Below are 20,078 nucleotides of genomic sequence, written 5' to 3' on the forward strand. Positions count from 1 at the left end.
CTTTTTAGCGTGTCATGTTGTGAATTATTCTTAATAAAATATCATACAAAGTACACAGAGCGCACACAATGAATCTCGTAAGCCAACGGCGTAAAAGATATGAAGCAGGAAAACAACGCATTAATTGACCAGAAAGCTCGTTGCGCATGGACAAACTCCGCACCGGATTTTCCTCGTTATCACGATGAAGAATGGGGCTTTCCTATTGCGGATGATCGGCGTTTGTTTGAAAAGCTATGCTTAGAAACCTTTCAGTCAGGTTTAAGCTGGCGCACTATCTTAAATAAACGCGAAAGCTTCCGTGAGGCATTTCAGCACTTTGATTTCCACAAAGTCGCCACTTTTGATGAGCAAAAAGTAGCAGAGCTCTTAGCCAACAAAGACATAGTACGCAACAAACGTAAAATCCTGGCGGTTATTAACAACGCGAAGTGCGCACAAGAAATGGTGAGAACAGAAGGATCGCTTGCTGCTTTTTTCTGGCGTTATGAGCCTGATGAAGGCTCGTTACCGCCACCGGAGACTCAAACTACCTGCAAAGAATCTATTGCCTTATCTAAAGCGCTAAAAAAGCTTGGATGGACTTTCGTTGGCCCAACAACACTTTACGCTTTTATGCAGTCTATGGGGTTAATAAACGACCACGCTGAACATTGTTTTATGCGAGCAAAAATAGACCAAGCCAGAAAAGCGTTTAAAAGGCCTTAACACTATGACAATCATAGTGCCTAAGAGAAACGCCTACTACAGTACGATTTCTCGACGGTAATCTTTCAGCTCAACACCTAAAAACATACTTAGTAGTACTCCGTCGTTTTCAAGCTGGTCTTCATTATTATGGTTAAGAATATTGATTCTCCGACCGTCTTCCGTCAGTAAATTCAATTCAAAGCAGGCATAGCTCAAGGCATTTTTACGCTTAATTATTTTGTTATTTATTTGCAAAGATACAATGTGCTGTAGTTTTACATTTCGATCTTTGTGGTTTTCAAACACACCTAATTTTTTATCAAAACGAGCGCGACGCAAAAACGGTTGGATTAACATAATGCCAAAAGCACCAATGGCAATACCAAACCCACCAACAAATATTGAAAGATCATAGTGAGCAGAAACAACTAACAAATACGCAGCCAGACTCGCTAAAAAGCCGCCGACAACAATATAGACAACACAAAACATCATGGCGCCAACTGTCGGTCTTAAATAGGCGTTATTTTTCGTTATAACCAGTGTATGCGAAAGAAACTTAGGGCCATCTTTAAGCAAAGTACGTGTCAAATCCACAACGTAGGAGTCATTTCCGTTTGCGTTGTTCTCTACCATTCCGCTACCTCAATCATTAAGGAATGCTCAAATGCATCTCACATAAAAAAACCCACCGAAGTGGGTTTGTTTTATATCATGTAATTACGCAGAAATCGTTATTTAAAAATTACTTGTCGTAACTCTTAATTTCACCAGATTTTACGCGGGCTACAAAAGAAGCCAATTCTTTCTTAACGATCGGCATTAGGAAGTACAAACCGATGATGTTGAAGATAGACATTGCAAAGATAGCCGCATCAGAGAAGTCGATTACCGCACCAAACTGAATAGTTGCACCAACGATTACGAAGAAGCAGAACATCAATTTAAACGCTAGCTCAACTTTTTTGCTTTCACCGAATAGGTAAGTCCAAGCTTTCAATCCGTAGTATGACCAAGAGATCATAGTAGAGAATGCGAACATAACAACGGCTAATGCTAACAAGTATTTGAATACACCAGCTGTTTCAGTAAATGAAGCCGCTGTTAGAGTAACACCCGTTAAACCACTGCCATCAAATGGGCCAACGTTTAGACCAGCAATTGTGATAACCAATGCTGTCATAGTACAAATAACAACCGTATCAACGAATGGTTCTAGCAAAGATACTAGACCTTCAGTAACAGGTTCTTTTGTTTTTACTGCAGAGTGAGCAATCGCAGCAGAACCAACACCCGCTTCGTTAGAGAATGTTGCGCGTTTCAAACCTTGAATCAATGCACCAACAAAACCACCAGCAACACCAGCACCCGTGAAGGCACCTTCGAAGATAGCAGCAAAAGCAGCACCAACTTGACCAATGTTCGCTACGATAACAATGATTGCCATACCAATGTATAAAGCAGCCATCCAAGGAACGATCTTCTCAGTAACAGAAGCAATAGAAGGCATACCACCAACGATTACAGAGAATACTAGAGCTGCCAGAACAACACCTGTGATGATGCCGTATTCGCTTGGTACTTCAAATGCGTAAGTCAACATAGCGTGAGCTTGGTTGGCTTGGAACATGTTACCGCCACCTAGAGAACCTAGGATACACATTAGAGCGAAACCAACAGCCAAAATTTTACCTAAACCGCCTAGACCTTTTTCAGCAAGACCTTGGCTCAAGTAATACATTGGACCACCAGAGATAGCGCCTGATGGCAAAACCGTACGGTATTTAACACCTAGAGTACATTCGCAGAACTTAGACGCCATACCTAGAAGACCACAAAGAATCATCCAGAAAGTCGCGCCAGGACCACCAATCGCAAGGGCAGCACCAACACCAGCAATGTTACCAAGACCAACCGTGCCAGAAAGAGCCGTTGTTAGTGCTTGGAAGTGAGATACTTCACCATCTTCTTTCGAGTTTGGATCAGTGTATTTGCCTTTAACGATATCAATCGCCATACCTGCACGTTTAAACTGAACAAAGCCAAAGTAAACAGTGAAGATAAGAGCAGCTAATAGTAACCAGCCAACGATGATTGGGAAGCTTGCTTCACCAACTGGAACGCTTTTAAAGATTAACCCAACAAACCAACCGGTATAATCGTTAAAAAAGCCATCGACACTCTCACTAAAGCTACTAATTGTTTGCTTAAAGGAGCCAGCCTCTTCAGCAAAAGCACTTGTACTTAGAGCCATAAACAGGCCCATAAAAACTGCTTTTATTTTTTGCATATTTTTTTCCTTGTATGAAATTTTGAAAAGTCCCAGTGTGCATCTCATGAATAAATATTTACAGAGCACTTATTAATACCCCCATGAAAGAATCATGCCACATGACACTTTTATATTAAGTAGCCTCTGTCTTTTCTATTAAATTGGCTAATTCAATAAAAATGACCTTCTAAAACGGCTCTTTTTTAGATGTGATTTAGCAAAAATCAGTAATAACTACCTGTTTTTCTACGCTTTTTCCTTTGCGTGATCACTTTTAAATCACAACACAGCCTTTATCATACTTCATACGCACCGATTTTGTGCAAGAAATTTGCACATACATTAAAAGATTTTCATTCTTAACTACAATCAGCCAATGAAAAACACAGTATGAGAAGCTCAAAGGCTTTAATCAAAGTAATTAAGGCCTTCCTAAAGCCATCACTCCATTCCCGCGCCAACCGTTGCGCGAACAGGTATGCCTTCGATTTCAAAGCCTTCTAGGCAATAGACGTTAATGCCAAAGAAATCGGGTGAGACGCGTTTTCTATGAAAAGGGTAAATACCACAAGTTTTACAAAAGAAGTGTCGCGCTGTGTGGGTGTGAAATTGATATTCAGTGAGGCAATCTTCGCCCTTAATGAGCTCAAATTTGGTTTCGTGCACCTTTACCATTAAGGCATTTTTTCTGATACAGATAGAACAGTCGCAAGTAGTGAGTTCAGGAGCATCTGTAATGATTTTGAATTGCACGCTACCACAATGACAACGTCCAAAATATTCCTTTTCTTGCATACGATGACTCCTTTACAAGGTTAATCACTCAACAAAGCGGCGGCACTACCACAAACGGTCATAATGAAAAGAAACCATTTCAGATGATTCGGGTTAGCCTTAATAGCCATTTTTACTGCAAGAAATGAACCTAACATGGTGCCAGAAGCAAGGATCAAACCTGGAACCCACAGAATTTGATCATTCCAGATAAACACACCCAATGCCAAAGCAGTGAAACCTAGCGTACAAACCATTTTCAGTGCATTAGTTCGTACTAAGTCATAACGCAGAGTTCCAGCCAAAGCGGCAATTAAAATAAAACCAACACCCGCTTGCACAAAACCACCATAAATACCGGCGATAAACAAAGCGACCCACGCACTCGGCTTTTCTCTTACTTTAAATGGAATTGTGCCTTCTGGCGGTGCAATCATGGCAGGACGAACAATCATAATGAGTGTCATGCTTATCATCGCACTAAGGAGTAAAGGTTTTAGCCATGCCTCTGGTGCGTAACTGGCAGCAAAAGCACCAACCACGCCACCGAGCAACGAAGGAATCATCACAGGTAAAATATCGACAGTATCTAGCTTTTTAGCTTTTCGAAAACCAAATGTGGCAGAGACATTTTGTAGAAAAACACCAACGCGGTTGGTGGCATTGGCAATGTCCGCAGGCATTCCCATCACCATTAAAGCAGGCAAGGTCAAATTAGAACCTCCGCCCGCTAGCGTATTAATGATACCGGCAACAAATCCTGTACCAATCAACAAAGTCACAGTAAATAAGCTGTAGTCCATCTAATATATCCTGATTCTGGCTCGTAAAAATGGACGCATAATATAGGTAAAGCCACTACCTGACAAAAGAATCATAATGCTGCGTTATAACCAAAAATCTATGAAATGGAGTTATCGTCAATTAGATGTAAATCTATGTTACCAATTCAAATTAAACTCAATTATGATCGATTTAATTAGCCTGTATTCAATAGCCATCACGGACATAAAGTAGTTGGTGCTAAACCACTACTGACACTGTTGCTTATTGACATAGCTTTAAGAGAGGAACTATGACGATTAAATCCAAGATCATTGCGCTAGTAGCGGCAGGAGTCATACTCCCCGTATTAATCATATCCATTGTTGTTATCAACAATATCCGCTCCAATGCGATCGTAAACTTCGACCAGCAGAGTCAGACAGAAATAACACACGTCGACACCATTTTTTCAATGTTTCTTAATAACTTAGCTGAGAATGCGGCTTTCTTTGCTCGTGCAAATGCCTTAACGGAATTAACGGCTGGCGATATTGAAATCTATAAGAATAAACCTAAAGCTATGATGACTCCCGACCAAAACTCTCCAGCGGAGCAAAGAGCATTCGCCTTAATGGATGATTTTGGTAAGACACACCCTGATTTAACTTATATTTGGTTGGGTGCTAGTGACTCCAGCTATCTACAATGGCCAATAGGCAACAATAATGAAAATTACGACCCAACCGTTCGCGGCTGGTATACCGGCTCAATCAACAGCACTGAACCGGTTCGTATTCCTGCCTATGTTGATAGTGGTACTGGTGCACCTTTGGTGGATTACATTCAACGCTTTGAAGGCAAAGATGGTTATTATGGCGTGGTTGGTGTTGATGTCACTCTACGTAAATTGACAGAAATGTTAGCCAAGGTGAAGTTTGGCGGTGAAGGCTATGTTGTCATGGTCGAAGATACTGGAAACATCCTTGCCGACCCTTCAACACCTGAGAATAACTTTAAAAAAATAGACGAAGCATCCCGTCCTTATGGAACGCTTAATGAAGGATCCGATGTTCAAGAGATAACCATTGATGGAGAAACTTGGTTCGCTAAGGTTTATATATCTCCAGAACTCGGTTGGAAGTTTATTGGCTTGGTACCAACAAGCGTGGTATTTGCCAATGCTAACAACCTGATTGTCACGACAGTTGTTATTGCCATTGTCATGATTGTACTCTTTATGGTCATTGGCTCCATTCTAGCAAGCTTTGTCATTCGTCCGATCAAAGAAATGGCGGACAGCTTGACTGATATTAGTCAAGGTGAGGGCGACTTAACGCAGCGCCTTGAGGTGAAATCAAAAGACGAAGCGGGACAAATGGCCATCGCATTCAATGAATTTGTCTCTTCCATTGATAAAATCATCGACCACACAAAATCCTCTTGTAATCAAATAAGTGGTGTCGCACATCGTTCAGAAGATCTTTCATTAGAACTCAGCGGTGTGGCTTCTCATCAAGTTAATTCTGTTGACCATGTTTCCACAGCCTTCAATGAAATGGTGGCGACCTCAAATGAAGTGGCATCCAACTGCACAACAGCAGCACAAGCCGCTGAAAACAGTGAAAGCCAAGTTCAGGAAGGTAATCAGCTTATTCAGAGAACCATGTCATCTCTGAAAAATTTAGAAAATGAAGTAAATAGCTCAAACAAAACGATTCTGGACCTAGCGAAAGAATCTGAAAGTATTCTTGGAATTCTCGATACAATTAAAGCGATTGCAGAGCAAACAAACTTATTGGCACTCAACGCAGCCATTGAAGCTGCGCGAGCAGGCGAGCAAGGTCGAGGCTTTGCGGTTGTTGCAGATGAAGTACGAACACTTGCTGGACGCACCTCTGAATCTACAGATGAAATCGACAAAATGCTCAATAACTTGCAGCAGCAAACAAGTCACGCTGCAAGCAAAATGAACAACAGCGTAAATGTCGTAAAAGATTCTGTTGGCCTAGCTGCTCAAACAGCGGAAGTCTTTGAAAACATTCTGAAATCTGTTCTCGACATCAAAGATATGATGATCCAAATCAGCGCCTCTGCAGAAGAGCAACATATTGTGGCTGAGGAAATTAACAGCAATGTGGTCGTCATTCATGATGGCACAATTAAATCAGACGATTTATCTAAAAAAGTGTCACAAACGGCTACTGCATTAAATGAATTGTCGAATGAATTGCAAGATATGGTAGCGCGCTTTAAATCAAGCACTTAGATTTCTACAACACTATTTATCAAACTCAAAATAAAAAAAGCCACTTCAATCTGAAGTGGCTTTTTTGTTGTTCCTAACCCGTCCTAAAATCGATTTCGCACTATTGATATTAAAATAATACAAAACTATATTAATACTCGCTTTTTATTAAGTGAGTTGGCCTATTACTCAAGGTAATTCGGCTGTTTATAACACCCTAAAATAAAGATAAATAAGGGGATAAAAATGACATTATTGAAAACTTTGATGACTACTGCTGCGTGCACGATTGCCATTTCTGCAGCACAGGCGGCGTCAGTGCCTATTGAAAACGCTAGCTTTGAACAAAAGTGGAGTGGCTGGGAAGACACTGATCCTTCCGCTATTTCAGGCGAAGCGTACGAAGGCTCAAAATCTGCAAAACTCGAAGGTGCAGGCGCAAAAGCTGCACAAGTTGTTTCCGTCCAAGAAGACACAGACTACGTCTTAACAGCCTGGGTTAAAGGCAAGGGAATGATTGGCGTCACAGCTGGTGCCAATACCAAAACAGCGGACGTAGAATCTTCCGGTTGGCAACAGGCAACTGTTACCTTTAATTCAGGCTCAAGCTCCTCTGTCACCATCTTTGGTGCTTATAATGGTGGAAAAGGGCGCTTTGACGCATTTTCTCTAGAAAGCAAATAAAGCGATTTATTTCAACAAAGCCTTCTCATGTTTCAGTTGCGAGAAGGCTTTGCTTATCTCAACGACAAAACTTCTTCTTCCTAATCATTTCGTGTTTCATTTCTCAGTTCATTAGCTTAGATGCACCTAGACGCAAGTAATCTATTGAATCTATAAAGGATGTGTCAGGGCTCTGTAATTTACTGATGAATTGCCTAAAATGTACTTGAAATGAATCTCAAGCAAGGCCATCTTGTGCACTTCACTAAATGTCTAAATATGGAATTACGCCATGCCTACTAACATTGTCGCTGTTTACGGAACTCTTCGTGAGGGTTTAACGAACCATAAATTAATTGCTGGATGCAAACGTATCGGGCTAGGTTGGTTAACAGGTTTTCGTATGTACAATTTAGGCGAATACCCTGGCGTTATTCCGACTCACGATGAAAGCGGCCGCATTCGGGTGGAATGGTACGACGTACCAGATGATGTTTTAGTAGAACTTGATCGCCTTGAAGAATTTGACCCGGATGCAGTACAAACCTCGCTCTATCTTCGCAAGCGCGTCTTTTCTCCTTATGGGCAAGGCTGGATATACGTTTACAACCAACCATTAAGCAGCGCACCTTACATGGAAGCAGGCGACTGGGAGCGCTTCACCCGAGAAGATAACGAACCCAAGCCAGTCAACAACTCCTACAAACAGGAAGAAATGCATCATTACGGACAAGCTGTGCCTGCTTAAACATGACTTCTCAGAGCTAGCATTTCCTGTTTACAAAAACGGCCAATATTTCTCCATCAGCTTATGAACTAGACGTTTATACGGAGGGCGGAATAAACCTACAGTGTTCGGCCCTCGCTGACGTAGTACAGATTTCCCGTGTGAAAATGTCCGGAAGCCTTCTTCTGCATGATAAGCCCCGACACCGGATGCGCCGACGCCACCAAAAGGTAAATCTGGCTGCGCCACTTGGATAATCGTTTGATTAACAACCAAACTGCCGCTGGCAGTTTGTAACTCACAACACGCTTCATCGGCTTTGTTTTGAGTAAAGATATACATGGCCAATGGACGAGGACGTTGATGAATATAATCAAAGGCTTCGTCTATATTTGAATAAGTCAGGATAGGCAGCAAAGGCCCAAAAATTTCATCCTGCATCACGGCTAAATCGTCGCTTGGCTCATGAAGAACATGAAAAGCCAGTTTATTGGTTTGACCTGCTTGCTCTTTTGCAGCGCTTGTCTCAGCCATTAAGTTGTCACATTGCACGCCTGCAGCCAACGCTTCGTCTAAATACCCTTTCAATCGATTCAACTGACGTTCATTTGCTAAGCTTGTGTAATCTGAACTCTGAATGCCTTTTGGATAATAACGAACCAGCTCCTTTCTCATGAAATCAATAAGAGCCTGCTTTTGATCCTGATGGCACAGCACGTAATCTGGTGCGACACAGGTTTGTCCTGCGTTCAATGCTTTCCCAAAAACCAACTTTTTCGCTGTATCCTTTAAGTCAGCAGAAGGCGCAACAAGTAATGGCGATTTCCCTCCTAACTCCAAAGTCACTGGCGTTAGATTTTTAGCCGCATTGCGCATCACGATACGACCAACAGAGGTTGAACCTGTAAACAGTAGATGATCAAACGCGACTTGACTGAATGCATCTGCAACATCCGCTTCACCTTCCACCAGCTCAACCCAATCTTCTCCTAAAGATTCGTGCAATATCTCTCGCAATACTTTGTTCGTTTCCGGACAAAACTCCGACACTTTCATCATCACTCGGTTGCCAGCTGCAATAGCGCCAACCAAAGGCCCTAAACAAAGCAAAACAGGATAATTCCAAGGAGAGACAACACCAACAACGCCTTTGGGCTGATACACTACTTTAGCAGCGGCAGGAAAGCTGCTGATATGCACTCGACGTTTTGATGATCGCATCCATTTGGTGAGATGACTTTTAGCGTGCTTGATTTCACCCAGTAATGGAATCAACTCAATCAAGCGAGACTCTTCATGAGCGCGACAACCAAAGTCTTTATTCAAGGCTGTTAACAAGGCTTTCTCATGACGTAATAAAGCGGTTTGTAGGCTCGTTAAGCATTTCAGACGCTCTTCTTTTGTAGGAAAAGGCGCTTGTTGAGCAAGAGACTTTAATCGGCCGAACGCAGTATGGATTTCATCTTCGGTGTAAAAAGGTGCATTACTCATAATGGTCTCTTTCTTTGAATTCGTTGTTATTTTATTGACTACACTATTAAGTGACTTAGACGAAATTACAAGGAGTAAGTTATGGCGACTATTTTATGTTACGGCGACTCTCTCACATGGGGCAGTATTCCAAACGGTGGACGCTATCCCAAACACCTGCGCTGGCCATCCATGCTGAATGATCTATTAGGCCACCACCATGACGTCATTAATTTTGGATTACCTGGCCGAACTACCTTATGGAATGATCCTTTTTTAGAGGGCAGAAATGGCTTGGCTTACCTGCAAGCAGCGTTAGAAACCTTTGGACCTGTTGATATTTTAATCTTGATGTTAGGCACGAACGATTTGAAGCGTCATTTCAATGTTGGCGCCTACGAAGCCGCAAAAGGCATCGAGAAGCTGATAGAAAGGTCAAGAATGCCAAATTCTCACGGATTTCCAAATCCAACACTTGTCGTCGTCGCACCACCAAATATTTTATCCCCAATGGGGACTTTGGCCGCCAATTTCGACGGAGCCATTGAAAAGTCTCAACATTTTCACCAACACTACCAAGATATGGCCATTCACAACAATTGTCTTTTCCTGAATTCTGCTGGTATTTTACAACCAAGCGAAGTCGATGGTGTGCACTTGGATTCCTCTGCAAACGAGCAATTGGCTCGCGCCTTGTTTGATTTAATAAAGCCACACATTAGCTCGTAGAATATTGTTTTATAAGAGATTTATTAGACTCTCTTAATAAAAAAGATAACCGTCGATTAAGAATTAATATTAATCATGGAAATCTAAAAAGTCATTTTTATAAAATAAAAGTCTGTTTCACTCTTGACTTTGTAAAGAAGAAATTGCAGCGCAAAAGTAAAAAAGCTGAAATTGTATGAAATATGCACGATTATTTAAAAACGTCCCTATTTTTTCGAAATAATCTTGCGTAAGAATTTTCTTACACAAAGTTATCCACAGGATATGGATGCTGCAATTCCTTATAAGGTAACCGACTAATTTCTAAGAGTATTCTGCGTTTTTCCTTCTGTATGCTCAATTTCTGTGCTTTTTGTGCCTCGTAATTCATTAGCAAGTACGTATTATTGAGTGATCAAAAAGCAACATATTGAGCAAAGCAACGAGGAGAATGCAATGAAAGTCAGCTTCATCGGATTAGGAACAATGGGCTACCCAATGGCAGGCCATGTCAGCAAAGCAGGCCATGATGTCACTGTATATAATCGCTCAAGCCAAAAAGCCCAAACTTGGTGTGAACAGTACTCAGGAACGTCTGTACCAACACCTGCATTAGCAGCTCAAGCAGCAGACATTGTTTTAACTTGTGTTGGTAATGACGATGATTTGCGCGCGGTATATTTAGGCGATGACGGTGCGTTTCAAAATGCCCAAAAAGGCACCTTGTTTATCGATCACACAACCGCTTCTGCAGAAGTCGCCAAAGAGCTAGCGCAAGCAGCACACGAGCGAGGCTTCTTATTTATGGATGCGCCGGTTTCTGGCGGCCAAGCAGGCGCTGAAAATGGCGTATTAACCGTCATGATCGGCGGAGAGCAAAGCGACTTAGACAAAGCGCAACCTGTATTGGACTGCTATGCAAAAGCCACCACTCTGATGGGGCCAGTCGGTAATGGCCAACTAACAAAAATGGTGAACCAAATTCTGATCGGCGGTGTTTTATCCGGTTTATCAGAAGGTATTCGTTTTGCACAGAAAGCCAATTTAGACATCGCAACCTTGGTCGACACATTAAAGTATGGCGCGGCAGGTTCTTGGCAACTGGAAAACCGCGGTGAAACCATGGCGAAAGACGAGTTTGATTTTGGCTTCGCGATAGAATGGATGCATAAGGATTTGAGCCTCTGCTTAACTCAAGCCGAAAAAATGGGCATCACGTTACCTCTAACAGAAGCGGTTGATCAGGATTACCAAGATTTAATACAGGAAGGCCGAGGTCGCCAAGACACATCTGTATTAGTCAAAGCATTCGATAAAAAAGCTTAATACTGAAGCTTTCTGGTTATGACTCAAAGCCCAGTGACTTTCACGTTATGGGCTTTTTTGGGGGACTATTCAGTTTTGCTGTCCAACATAATCCTCCTATGATCAAGCTATCTATTCTTCACCTCAATCACTAATTAGAATGCAAAAAGACCTTAATTTTGCCTATCTCATTTTTTTATCTCACAAAAAACACATATAAAGCTCATTATTGACCTATATAAAGCCAAACCAAAATCCTTATATAACAATACCCTACACAATTTATACACATTCTTTATTCATTAGATGCATAGCGCATATCGTTATTTCGATTGGTCATTTAATAACGCTTCAGTAATCTTCAAGGAGGCAACTTTCGGACGACCTTGATTATTCAAGGGCGTTTAAGTGGCTAAAGGGGGCTCAAGGATGAGATAGAACAACCTAGTTTAAACAAGTATTTAAGCTAGGTTGTATTTCTAATAAGTACACCATAGACACTTTCCCCACTATTAAAAATCACAAAAGTAACGAATACCTTGATTCGACTTCCCACGTGTTCGCACGATAAATAATTATGTTAATTGGAGAGTTACAATGAAAAAAGGGTTAGGAAAACTGACGCTTGCACTTATGGCCGCTGGAGCAATCAGTACATCTGCTCATGCAGCAACCACATTAGTTTACTGTTCAGAAGGTAGCCCTGAAGGCTTTAACGCTTCACTTTATACTTCTGGCACCACTTTTGATGCTTCATCAAAAAACATGTTTAACCGTTTGCTAGAATTCAAACTCGGCACCACAGAAACAGAGCCTGGTCTTGCTGAAAGCTACGATGTATCAAGTGACGGTCTTGAATACACATTCCACCTACGTAAAGGTGTTAAATTCCATTCAACAAAAGATTTTAAGCCAACACGCGATTTTAATGCGGACGATGTAATTTTCTCTTTCAATCGTCAAGGCGATAAGAGTCACCCTTACCACATGGTTTCTGGCGGCTCTTACGAATATTACACAGCAATGGGCATGGACACCCTGATCAAAGAAATCGTTAAGGTCGATGACTACACGGTGAAATTTGTTCTTAACCAACCAGAAGCGCCTTTTGTTGCTAACATGGCAATGGACTTCGCATCTATCTTCTCTAAAGAACAAGCAGATAAATTAATGGCTGCTGGCACGCCTGAAAAACTAGACAGCGACCCAGTTGGCACAGGTCCTTTCCAAAAAGTTCAGTACCGTAAAGACTCTTTGATCCGCTACACAGCGTTTGAAGACTACTGGAAAGGCAAAGCAAAAGTTGATCGCCTTGTTTTCTCTATCACGCCAGATGCTTCTGTTCGCTATGCAAAACTAAAAGCAGGCGAATGTGATGTGATGCCTTACCCGAATCCAGCAGACCTTCAGCAAATGGAAGCGGATCCAAACATCAACCTACTAAGCCAAGAAGGCTTAAACGTTGGTTACCTAGCATTTAACACTCAGAAAAAACCATTTGATGATGTTCGAGTTCGCCAAGCATTAAACCTAGCGACAGATAAAAGCGCCATCATTGATACGGTTTTCCAAGGTGCTGGTAAAGCGGCTAAAAACCCGATTCCACCAACAATGTGGTCTTACAATGAAGACGTTGTGGATTACCCATACGATCCTGTAAAAGCGAAAAAACTGTTAGCGGAAGCAGGTTACCCAGACGGTTTCACTACCAATATTTGGGCAATGCCTGTGCAACGTCCATACAATCCAAATGCACGTCGTATGGCGGAAGTTATGCAGGAAGATTGGTCAAAAATTGGCGTAAAAGCAGAAATCGTTTCCTACGAATGGGGTGAATACCTAGATCGCTCTAAGAAAGGTGAGCACGACACAGTTCTACTAGGTTGGACTGGTGATAATGGTGATCCAGATAACTTCCTGTATGTATTACTTGGCTGTGAAGGCGTTGGTGGCTCTAACCGCGCACAATGGTGTAATGAAGAGTTCAACAACTTATTGCTAAGCGCAAAACGCACAGCAGATAAAGCAGAACGTACTAAGTTGTATGAAGAGTCTCAGGTTGTTTTCAAGCGTGAAGCGCCTTGGATCACCGTTGCTCACTCTGTTGTTTACGAGCCAATTCGTAAAGAAGTAAAAGGCTACAAAGTAGACCCTCTTGGTGGTCACTTCTTCTACAACGTTAGTAAATAACGTTTAGAAAGCCGTCCTTGATTGGACATTTATAAAATGCCTACTCGCTGGGACGTGAGTAGGCATTTTGTTCATAGAGCAAACCAGATTAAACCTATCTTTAATCAAACCACTGTTCGAATCCCAGTGATGTGCTCCTATAACACGGTAAGAGAATCAGTCCTTTATGTTTCAATTTATTTTTCGTCGTTTAAGTCTCGTTATCCCGACGTTTCTCGGAATAACCTTATTGACCTTTACCCTTATTCGCCTAATACCGGGTGACCCTATTGATGTTATGGCCGGTGAACGTGGTGTCAGTGCAGAACGTCACGCTGAATTAAGCGCTCAACTAGGTTTTGATAAGCCATTATATATTCAATACTTTCGTTATGTGGCAGGTGTTCTACAAGGTGACTTAGGTAACTCTCTGGTTACGAAAGAACCTGTCATGAGCGAATTCCTAACCCTATTCCCTGCCACAATAGAATTAGCAACCTGCGCTGCGATTTTTGCCATACTCGTTGGCTTACCTGCAGGTATTTTTGCGGCGGTAAAGCGCGGCACAATTGTTGATCATTCTGTCATGACCTTTTCTCTGACAGGCTATTCAATGCCCATCTTCTGGTGGGCTTTACTGCTGATGTTGGTCTTTTCTGTCAACCTTGGTTGGACGCCGGTTTCCGGGCGAATCGACGTCACTTATTGGATAGATGATGTCACTGGCTTTATGTTAATTGACACTTTCTTGTCTGATGAAGAAGGCGCATTTTCCTCCGCTGTTTCTCACCTTATTTTGCCAAGCATCGTTCTTGGCACCATACCAATGGCTGTCATTGCTCGTATGACGCGTTCTTCCATGTTGGAAGTACTAAGCGAAGATTACATACGTACCGCCCGAGCTAAAGGCATCGCGCCTTGGCGAGTCATTGTTATTCATGCTTTGCGTAACGCGTTGATTCCCGTGATTACCGTCATTGGTCTACAGGTTGGTATTTTGTTATCTGGGGCTATTCTGACCGAAACCGTATTTGCTTGGCCTGGCATTGGCAAATGGCTGATCGAATCCATCGGGCGCCGTGATTATCCAGTTGTACAAGGCGGTATCTTAATTGTCGCTTGCATTATTATTGTCGTGAATCTTCTTGTTGATATTACTTACGGCATTGTAAATCCACGTATTCGACATAGCCGATAAGGAGGCGTTTATGACTACATCTATCGAAACGTCCACAGAAAAAAACGAACTTACCGCACCTATTCCTATGACACCGCTGCAAGAGTTTTGGCACTATTTCAGCAGCAACAAAGGTGCTTTAGGTGGCCTTGTGGTGATTACCTTAATTTTCTTCATGGCTGTCTTTGCGAATTTTGTTGCACCACATTCTCCGTCTGATCAATACCGTGATGCTTTGTTGCTACCACCAGCTTGGTTGGAGGGCGGAAACTGGTCTTTTGTATTAGGAACGGATGACGTTGGCCGCGATATCTTGTCGCGCTTAATCCACGGTTCTCGTTTGTCGATTGCTGTCGGTATCGTGGCGGTAACGGCTTCTTTGGTGATGGGAATTTTACTTGGCCTTGTGGCTGGGTATTTCAAAGGCATGATAGACACAGCAATTATGCGAATCGTCGACATCATGCTGGCTATGCCGAGCTTGCTTTTAGCCATTGCGATTGTGGCGATTTTGGGGCCAAGCATTGTTAATGCGGCGTTGGCGATTTCCATCGTCTCATTGCCTCATTACGTGCGCTTAACTCGCGCAGCGACCATGGCTGAGATGTCTCGTGACTATGTAACCTCTTCGCGGGTTATTGGTGCCAGCCCATTGCGCCTGATGTTTGTGTGTATTTTACCAAACTGTTTAGCACCTTTAATCGTGCAAGCCACATTAGGGTTCTCAACGGCAATTCTTGATATGGCAGCGCTGGGTTTTCTTGGTCTTGGCGCACAACCACCAACCCCTGAATGGGGATCAATGCTGGCTAATGCTCTGCAGTTCGTACAACGCGCATGGTGGGTTGTAACCTTCCCAGGTTTGATGATTTTGATCACCGTATTGGCGTTTAACCTCATGGGCGATGGCTTACGCGATGCCCTCGATCCCAAGTTAAAACAGTAAGAGAGGTTCAGATGTCACTGTTACAGTTAGAAAATTTAAGCGTTACCTTCGGCAATTTTCGCGCCGTAGATAACATCAGTTATAAGGTCGAGGAAGGGGAAGTCCTTGGCATCGTTGGGGAATCAGGCTCAGGCAAAAGTGTCAGCTCTTTGTCTATCATGGGATTAATTGATTTCCCAGGCAAGGTGAGTGCAGACCAACTCACTTTTGATAACCAAGACCTACAAGCCATGCCAGAAAAGCAACGTCGTAAGCTAACAGGCTCAGACATTGCAATGATCTTCCAAGATCCAATGACGAGTTTGAATCCATGCTTTACCGTGGGTTATCAAATCATTGAAGCGCTAAAAACGCACCAAGGCGGCAGCAAGAAAGAGCTAAAAGCTCGTGCCATTGAGCTGCTTACCCAAGTTGGTATTCCAGCACCAGAATCTCGTTTGGACAATTACCCTCATCAGCTTTCTGGTGGTATGAGCCAACGTGTGATGATCGCAATTTCTATCGCGTGCAATCCACGACTTTTGATCGCTGATGAGCCAACAACGGCTTTAGATGTCACAATACAAGCTCAAATCATTGATCTACTAATTGACCTACAACGCAAAAAACAAATGGGGTTAGTGCTGATTACTCACGATTTGGCACTTGTGGCGGAAGTGGCTCATCGCGTTATTGTGATGTACGCAGGACAAATTGTTGAGTCCGGCCCTGCATCAGAAGTCTTTAGCACACCAAGACACCCGTATACTCAAGCTTTGCTTGCCTCTTTGCCTGAGTCATCTGCTGGCAAGACACGACTTGAAGCGCTTCCTGGCGTGGTGCCAGGTCAATATGACCGACCTCTTGGTTGCTTATTAAGCCCTCGCTGCCCTTATGCCACAGATCATTGCCGTAAAGTGGAACCAGAAAACCAAGGTGATCTTAACCGCCAAGTAAAATGCCACACGCCATTGAACAGCGAAGGGAGACCAGCCGCATGAATCAAAAAGACATCGAACTCATTCTAAAAGCGGATGATTTAAAACAGCACTATCAGGTGAAGCAAGGCTTACTGAAACCAAACGCTGTAGTAAAAGCCGTTGATGGCATCAGCTTTCAGCTTGAAAAAGGCAAAACGCTGGCGGTTGTTGGTGAATCTGGTTGTGGTAAATCAACTCTAGGTCGTATGTTAACTATGATTGAAACACCAACCAGCGGTAGCTTGGCACATCTAGGTGAAGACTTATTAACCTTAACAAAAGATGCTCAAAAGAAACTTCGCCAGAAGATCCAAATCATCTTTCAGAATCCTTATGGTTCTTTGAATCCACGTAAGAAAATTGGTGCGATTTTAGAAGAACCTTTGGTTATTAACACCAATTTTTCAAAAGCAGAGCGTAAAGAAAAAGCCATCTCTATTATGGAGAAGGTTGGCTTGAAGGCAGAACATTATGATCGCTATCCGCACATGTTCTCTGGTGGCCAACGTCAGCGGATTGCCATCGCTCGCGGCTTGATGCTGGATCCAAATGTCATCGTCGCGGATGAGCCAGTCTCAGCGCTCGACGTATCCGTTCAGGCGCAGGTTTTAAACTTGATGATGGACTTGCAAGAAGAATTTGGTCTGAGTTATGTGTTCATTTCCCATGACCTGTCCGTAGTTGAGCACATCGCCGACGATGTTATGGTGATGTACCTCGGTAAAGTAGTGGAACAAGGCACTCGAGAACAATTGTTTAATAATCCTCAGCACCCTTACACCTTAGCTTTGCTGTCTAGTACACCTCAACTCTCGCCAGAGAAACGTCGGACACGAATTAAGTTAGAGGGTGAACTACCGTCACCACTGAATCCACCATCTGGATGTGCTTTTCACGGTCGTTGCAGTTATGCCAATGATCGCTGTAAGAGCGAAACACCAGCATTGAGATTAGACAATAGTGACAGCCAAGAACAAGGCCACCTAATTGCATGTCATGCAGTAGAAGAAAATCGTATAGAGAACTACACGCAGAGTGTTGCTTAGACAGAATTGCTCACAGAGAGCTTTTTAGCGTCCGCAAGGGCGCTTTTTTTCGCCTCAATTTAACCCTCTCTCATCACAAACAAAAAAGGTGAGAAAGAAAGCCATTTCAAATGGTCTATCTTATCTCACCTTTTTTCATTGATCTTTTTTAGAAATCAATTAGCTTTCAACAGAAGCTTCTTTCTTCTTATTAAATCTAAGCGCCGTGTACACAGAGAAAGCGGTTAGTACTAAGAAGAACAGAGCAATCGGTCTTTCGTATAGGAATGACCATGAACCTTCATACAAAAGCAGTGATTTTCTTAAGTTCGTTTCTGCCATCGGTCCAAGGATCATACCAATCAAAATAGGTGACAGAGGTACGCTAAACTTAATCAGTGTAAAGCCTAATAATCCGAAGAACACCGCAACACCGATATCAAACATAGAGTTGTTGATTGCGTATGCACCGATGATCGACAAGAACATGATGATAGGAATCATCAACATTCTTGGGATTTCAATGATTTTACAGAAGAAGCGAATACCGATTAAGCCAACCAGTAGCATCACGACGTTAGCCACAAGCATGGAGCTAAAGATGCCGTATACAAGGTCGGGGCTGTAAGTGAACAGCAAAGGACCTGGGCTCAAACCTTGAATAACAAGCGCACCAAGTAATACAGCTGTTACCGCATCACCAGGAACACCTAAAGTAAGCAAAGGAACCAATGCACCGCCCGTTACACCGTTGTTACCCGCTTCAGCAGCACTTAAGCCTTTAATAGAGCCTTTACCAAACTCTTCAGGATTCTTAGAAGAACGCTTCGCTTCGTTGTAACAAACGAAAGAGGAAATATCCGCACCGGCACCAGGAATACTGCCAATCATTGTGCCGATAACACCACTCTTCACTGCCGTTGGCGTGATTTCTTTTAAGTCTTTTTTGCTCAGCATTTTCAAGCTGAAACTGCGCAACACATGCTTCTTATCGTTAACAATAGTCTCGAGCTGTGACAAGGCTTCTGACAAGGCAAATAAACCAATCAGTACAGGAATGATGTTAATGCCGCTGTACAAGTCCAAAACGTCAAACGTGAAGCGTGGCACACTGTTAATTGGATCAAGACCAATGGTAGAAATCAGCAAACCAATCGTACCGGCTAACAAACCTTTCAATAGGTTGTTACCTGAAATACTGGAAATGATCGTCAAACCAAAGAGAGCGAGAGCAAAATATTCAGGCGCATTAAACTTCAATGCGAAGCCCGCCAAGATAGGCGCAAAGGCAATCAGAATGATGGTACTGATTAAGCCACCAGCAAACGAAGAAACCGCTGAAATACTTAAGGCTCTGGCCGCTTGACCATTCTTTGTCAAGGTGTAGCCGTCTAATACACTGGCAGCGGAAGCTGGCGTACCTGGCGTGTTAAGAAGTATCGCCGCGATAGATCCGCCGTAAATCCCACCAATATAAACGCCGATCAACATAACAAGTGCTGGTGTAGAGTCCATGCCAAATGTAAATGGAAGCAATATCGCTACCCCCATTGTGGCTGTTAAACCAGGCATAGCGCCGAGGATGATTCCCCCTACAACACCAAATATTAGAATAGGTAAAACATCAAAGCTTAAAGCTGTTAAAAGCCCATTTAGTAAATGTTCAATCATAAATTAGCCCTGTAATAAGCCCTTCAGGGAGAGCAACATAAAACACGTTCGCAAAAACATAATAAATGACACAGGTGAACACAAAGCCCGTGACGTAGTACCAAACATTTTTACTTCTAAAGAAAACTAGATAAGCGAGAAAAGCAATCAAAGTAGAAGGAAGATAACCGAGCAGGTAAATCAAAACGGCGTAGCCGATAATGAAAATGGCACCAAATATTGAGTACTTACTAAAAACGGCCGTATTTTCAGATGCTTTATTTCGTTTAAGAAGCTCGCCAGCAATCAGACACAAACAAATAATTATTTGTATAACCGCAATGGCACTTGGGAAAAATTTGGAACTAACACTGGAGTCTTGGAAGCTAGGGGATGGAAACTGGCTGGCAAAAAACAAAAAGACAGCGCTCACAATAATAATTACTATCGGAAAAACAAGGTTTTTACCATTCATATCAATAACCTAATTAGTAAAAAAGTGCCCCTAAATAATTTAGGGGCACTTTATCGTT

At 42.6% G+C, this 20,078-nt stretch carries 18 protein-coding genes; 11 read left to right on the plus strand and 7 right to left on the minus strand.

Annotated elements, in window-relative coordinates; all coding sequences use genetic code 11:
- Positions 1-99: 99 nt before the first annotated feature.
- A complete protein-coding gene (locus AC0L46_RS07890; protein WP_473502760.1) occupies positions 100-708 on the plus strand; it encodes a DNA-3-methyladenine glycosylase I in 609 nt (202 codons plus the stop codon).
- A 36-nt stretch (positions 709-744) separates the two neighbouring features.
- On the opposite strand, the gene AC0L46_RS07895 is transcribed toward AC0L46_RS07890, so the two are convergent.
- The 4 genes from AC0L46_RS07895 to AC0L46_RS07910 all read right to left on the minus strand — a co-directional run bounded on the left by AC0L46_RS07895 (position 745) and on the right by AC0L46_RS07910 (position 4,539).
- Positions 745-1,326 (minus strand): hypothetical protein, encoded by a 582-nt coding sequence (locus tag AC0L46_RS07895; protein ID WP_473502762.1) that lies wholly within the window; start codon positions 1,324-1,326, stop codon positions 745-747.
- Positions 1,327-1,435: 109 nt separating this feature from the next.
- A complete protein-coding gene (locus AC0L46_RS07900) occupies positions 1,436-2,980 on the minus strand; it encodes an alanine/glycine:cation symporter family protein (RefSeq protein WP_414681490.1) in 1,545 nt (514 codons plus the stop codon).
- A 423-nt stretch (positions 2,981-3,403) separates the two neighbouring features.
- The gene (locus AC0L46_RS07905) at positions 3,404-3,757 is read right to left on the minus strand and encodes a GFA family protein (protein ID WP_473502764.1); all 354 of its coding nucleotides are present in this window, start codon (positions 3,755-3,757) and stop codon (positions 3,404-3,406) included.
- 20 nt (positions 3,758-3,777) lie between these two features.
- On the minus strand, positions 3,778-4,539 hold the full coding sequence (locus AC0L46_RS07910) for a sulfite exporter TauE/SafE family protein (RefSeq protein WP_317005659.1): 762 nt from the start codon (positions 4,537-4,539) through the stop codon (positions 3,778-3,780).
- Between the two features lie 272 nt (positions 4,540-4,811).
- Here AC0L46_RS07910 and AC0L46_RS07915 point away from each other — a divergent pair, with 272 nt between their 5' ends.
- From AC0L46_RS07915 to AC0L46_RS07925, 3 genes are all read left to right on the plus strand, one after another.
- Positions 4,812-6,767 (plus strand): methyl-accepting chemotaxis protein, encoded by a 1,956-nt coding sequence (locus AC0L46_RS07915; protein ID WP_473502766.1) that lies wholly within the window; start codon positions 4,812-4,814, stop codon positions 6,765-6,767.
- Between the two features lie 225 nt (positions 6,768-6,992).
- Positions 6,993-7,430, plus strand: a complete 438-nt coding sequence (locus tag AC0L46_RS07920) for a carbohydrate binding domain-containing protein (RefSeq protein ID WP_473502768.1) — start codon at positions 6,993-6,995, stop codon at positions 7,428-7,430.
- Between the two features lie 271 nt (positions 7,431-7,701).
- The gene (locus AC0L46_RS07925) at positions 7,702-8,157 is read left to right on the plus strand and encodes a gamma-glutamylcyclotransferase family protein (protein ID WP_473502770.1); all 456 of its coding nucleotides are present in this window, start codon (positions 7,702-7,704) and stop codon (positions 8,155-8,157) included.
- Positions 8,158-8,187: 30 nt separating this feature from the next.
- On the opposite strand, the gene AC0L46_RS07930 is transcribed toward AC0L46_RS07925, so the two are convergent.
- Complete coding sequence (locus AC0L46_RS07930; RefSeq protein WP_473502772.1) at positions 8,188-9,627, minus strand: coniferyl aldehyde dehydrogenase; 1,440 nt, start codon at positions 9,625-9,627, stop codon at positions 8,188-8,190.
- 81 nt (positions 9,628-9,708) lie between these two features.
- Here AC0L46_RS07930 and AC0L46_RS07935 point away from each other — a divergent pair, with 81 nt between their 5' ends.
- From AC0L46_RS07935 to AC0L46_RS07965, 7 genes are all read left to right on the plus strand, one after another.
- Complete coding sequence (locus AC0L46_RS07935) at positions 9,709-10,335, plus strand: SGNH/GDSL hydrolase family protein (protein WP_414681502.1); 627 nt, start codon at positions 9,709-9,711, stop codon at positions 10,333-10,335.
- Between the two features lie 435 nt (positions 10,336-10,770).
- Positions 10,771-11,640, plus strand: a complete 870-nt coding sequence (locus AC0L46_RS07940) for an NAD(P)-dependent oxidoreductase (protein ID WP_473502774.1) — start codon at positions 10,771-10,773, stop codon at positions 11,638-11,640.
- 576 nt (positions 11,641-12,216) lie between these two features.
- Complete coding sequence (locus tag AC0L46_RS07945; RefSeq protein WP_473502776.1) at positions 12,217-13,809, plus strand: ABC transporter substrate-binding protein; 1,593 nt, start codon at positions 12,217-12,219, stop codon at positions 13,807-13,809.
- 166 nt (positions 13,810-13,975) lie between these two features.
- Positions 13,976-14,986 carry an ABC transporter permease subunit gene (locus AC0L46_RS07950; protein WP_414681505.1) on the plus strand — a complete coding sequence of 337 codons (1,011 nt, stop codon included), beginning with the start codon at positions 13,976-13,978 and terminating at the stop codon, positions 14,984-14,986.
- A gap of 10 nt (positions 14,987-14,996) precedes the next feature.
- A complete protein-coding gene (gene dppC, locus AC0L46_RS07955; protein WP_473502778.1) occupies positions 14,997-15,911 on the plus strand; it encodes a dipeptide ABC transporter permease DppC in 915 nt (304 codons plus the stop codon).
- 11 nt (positions 15,912-15,922) lie between these two features.
- Positions 15,923-16,891 carry a dipeptide ABC transporter ATP-binding protein gene (gene dppD, locus AC0L46_RS07960; protein ID WP_414681507.1) on the plus strand — a complete coding sequence of 323 codons (969 nt, stop codon included), beginning with the start codon at positions 15,923-15,925 and terminating at the stop codon, positions 16,889-16,891.
- Entirely contained in the window at positions 16,888-17,916 is a 1,029-nt protein-coding gene (locus AC0L46_RS07965; protein WP_473502780.1) for a peptide ABC transporter ATP-binding protein, read from the plus strand. The genes dppD and AC0L46_RS07965 overlap by 4 nt, the downstream gene beginning before the upstream one ends.
- A 159-nt stretch (positions 17,917-18,075) precedes the next feature.
- Here the strand turns inward: AC0L46_RS07965 and AC0L46_RS07970 are convergent, their stop codons facing one another.
- Positions 18,076-19,566 carry a tripartite tricarboxylate transporter permease gene (locus tag AC0L46_RS07970; RefSeq protein WP_473502782.1) on the minus strand — a complete coding sequence of 497 codons (1,491 nt, stop codon included), beginning with the start codon at positions 19,564-19,566 and terminating at the stop codon, positions 18,076-18,078.
- The gene (locus AC0L46_RS07975) at positions 19,559-20,020 is read right to left on the minus strand and encodes a tripartite tricarboxylate transporter TctB family protein (RefSeq protein WP_414681510.1); all 462 of its coding nucleotides are present in this window, start codon (positions 20,018-20,020) and stop codon (positions 19,559-19,561) included. Before AC0L46_RS07975 ends, AC0L46_RS07970 begins: the two co-directional genes overlap by 8 nt.
- Between the last annotated feature and the right edge of the window lie 58 nt (positions 20,021-20,078).

This window comes from Marinomonas sp. 15G6-16, assembly GCF_055809555.1.

Excerpts from the sequence above, each read along its gene's own strand:
- AC0L46_RS07890 (WP_473502760.1), top strand. The coding sequence starts at position 100 with ATGAAGCAGGAAAACAACGCATTAATTGACCAGAAAGCTCGTTGCGCA.
- AC0L46_RS07895 (WP_473502762.1), bottom strand. The coding sequence starts at position 1,326 with ATGGTAGAGAACAACGCAAACGGAAATGACTCCTACGTTGTGGATTTG.
- AC0L46_RS07900 (WP_414681490.1), bottom strand. The coding sequence starts at position 2,980 with ATGCAAAAAATAAAAGCAGTTTTTATGGGCCTGTTTATGGCTCTAAGT.
- AC0L46_RS07905 (WP_473502764.1), bottom strand. The coding sequence starts at position 3,757 with ATGCAAGAAAAGGAATATTTTGGACGTTGTCATTGTGGTAGCGTGCAA.
- AC0L46_RS07910 (WP_317005659.1), bottom strand. The coding sequence starts at position 4,539 with ATGGACTACAGCTTATTTACTGTGACTTTGTTGATTGGTACAGGATTT.
- AC0L46_RS07915 (WP_473502766.1), top strand. The coding sequence starts at position 4,812 with ATGACGATTAAATCCAAGATCATTGCGCTAGTAGCGGCAGGAGTCATA.
- AC0L46_RS07920 (WP_473502768.1), top strand. The coding sequence starts at position 6,993 with ATGACATTATTGAAAACTTTGATGACTACTGCTGCGTGCACGATTGCC.
- AC0L46_RS07925 (WP_473502770.1), top strand. The coding sequence starts at position 7,702 with ATGCCTACTAACATTGTCGCTGTTTACGGAACTCTTCGTGAGGGTTTA.
- AC0L46_RS07930 (WP_473502772.1), bottom strand. The coding sequence starts at position 9,627 with ATGAGTAATGCACCTTTTTACACCGAAGATGAAATCCATACTGCGTTC.
- AC0L46_RS07935 (WP_414681502.1), top strand. The coding sequence starts at position 9,709 with ATGGCGACTATTTTATGTTACGGCGACTCTCTCACATGGGGCAGTATT.
- AC0L46_RS07940 (WP_473502774.1), top strand. The coding sequence starts at position 10,771 with ATGAAAGTCAGCTTCATCGGATTAGGAACAATGGGCTACCCAATGGCA.
- AC0L46_RS07945 (WP_473502776.1), top strand. The coding sequence starts at position 12,217 with ATGAAAAAAGGGTTAGGAAAACTGACGCTTGCACTTATGGCCGCTGGA.
- AC0L46_RS07950 (WP_414681505.1), top strand. The coding sequence starts at position 13,976 with ATGTTTCAATTTATTTTTCGTCGTTTAAGTCTCGTTATCCCGACGTTT.
- dppC (WP_473502778.1), top strand. The coding sequence starts at position 14,997 with ATGACTACATCTATCGAAACGTCCACAGAAAAAAACGAACTTACCGCA.
- dppD (WP_414681507.1), top strand. The coding sequence starts at position 15,923 with ATGTCACTGTTACAGTTAGAAAATTTAAGCGTTACCTTCGGCAATTTT.
- AC0L46_RS07965 (WP_473502780.1), top strand. The coding sequence starts at position 16,888 with ATGAATCAAAAAGACATCGAACTCATTCTAAAAGCGGATGATTTAAAA.
- AC0L46_RS07970 (WP_473502782.1), bottom strand. The coding sequence starts at position 19,566 with ATGATTGAACATTTACTAAATGGGCTTTTAACAGCTTTAAGCTTTGAT.
- AC0L46_RS07975 (WP_414681510.1), bottom strand. The coding sequence starts at position 20,020 with ATGAATGGTAAAAACCTTGTTTTTCCGATAGTAATTATTATTGTGAGC.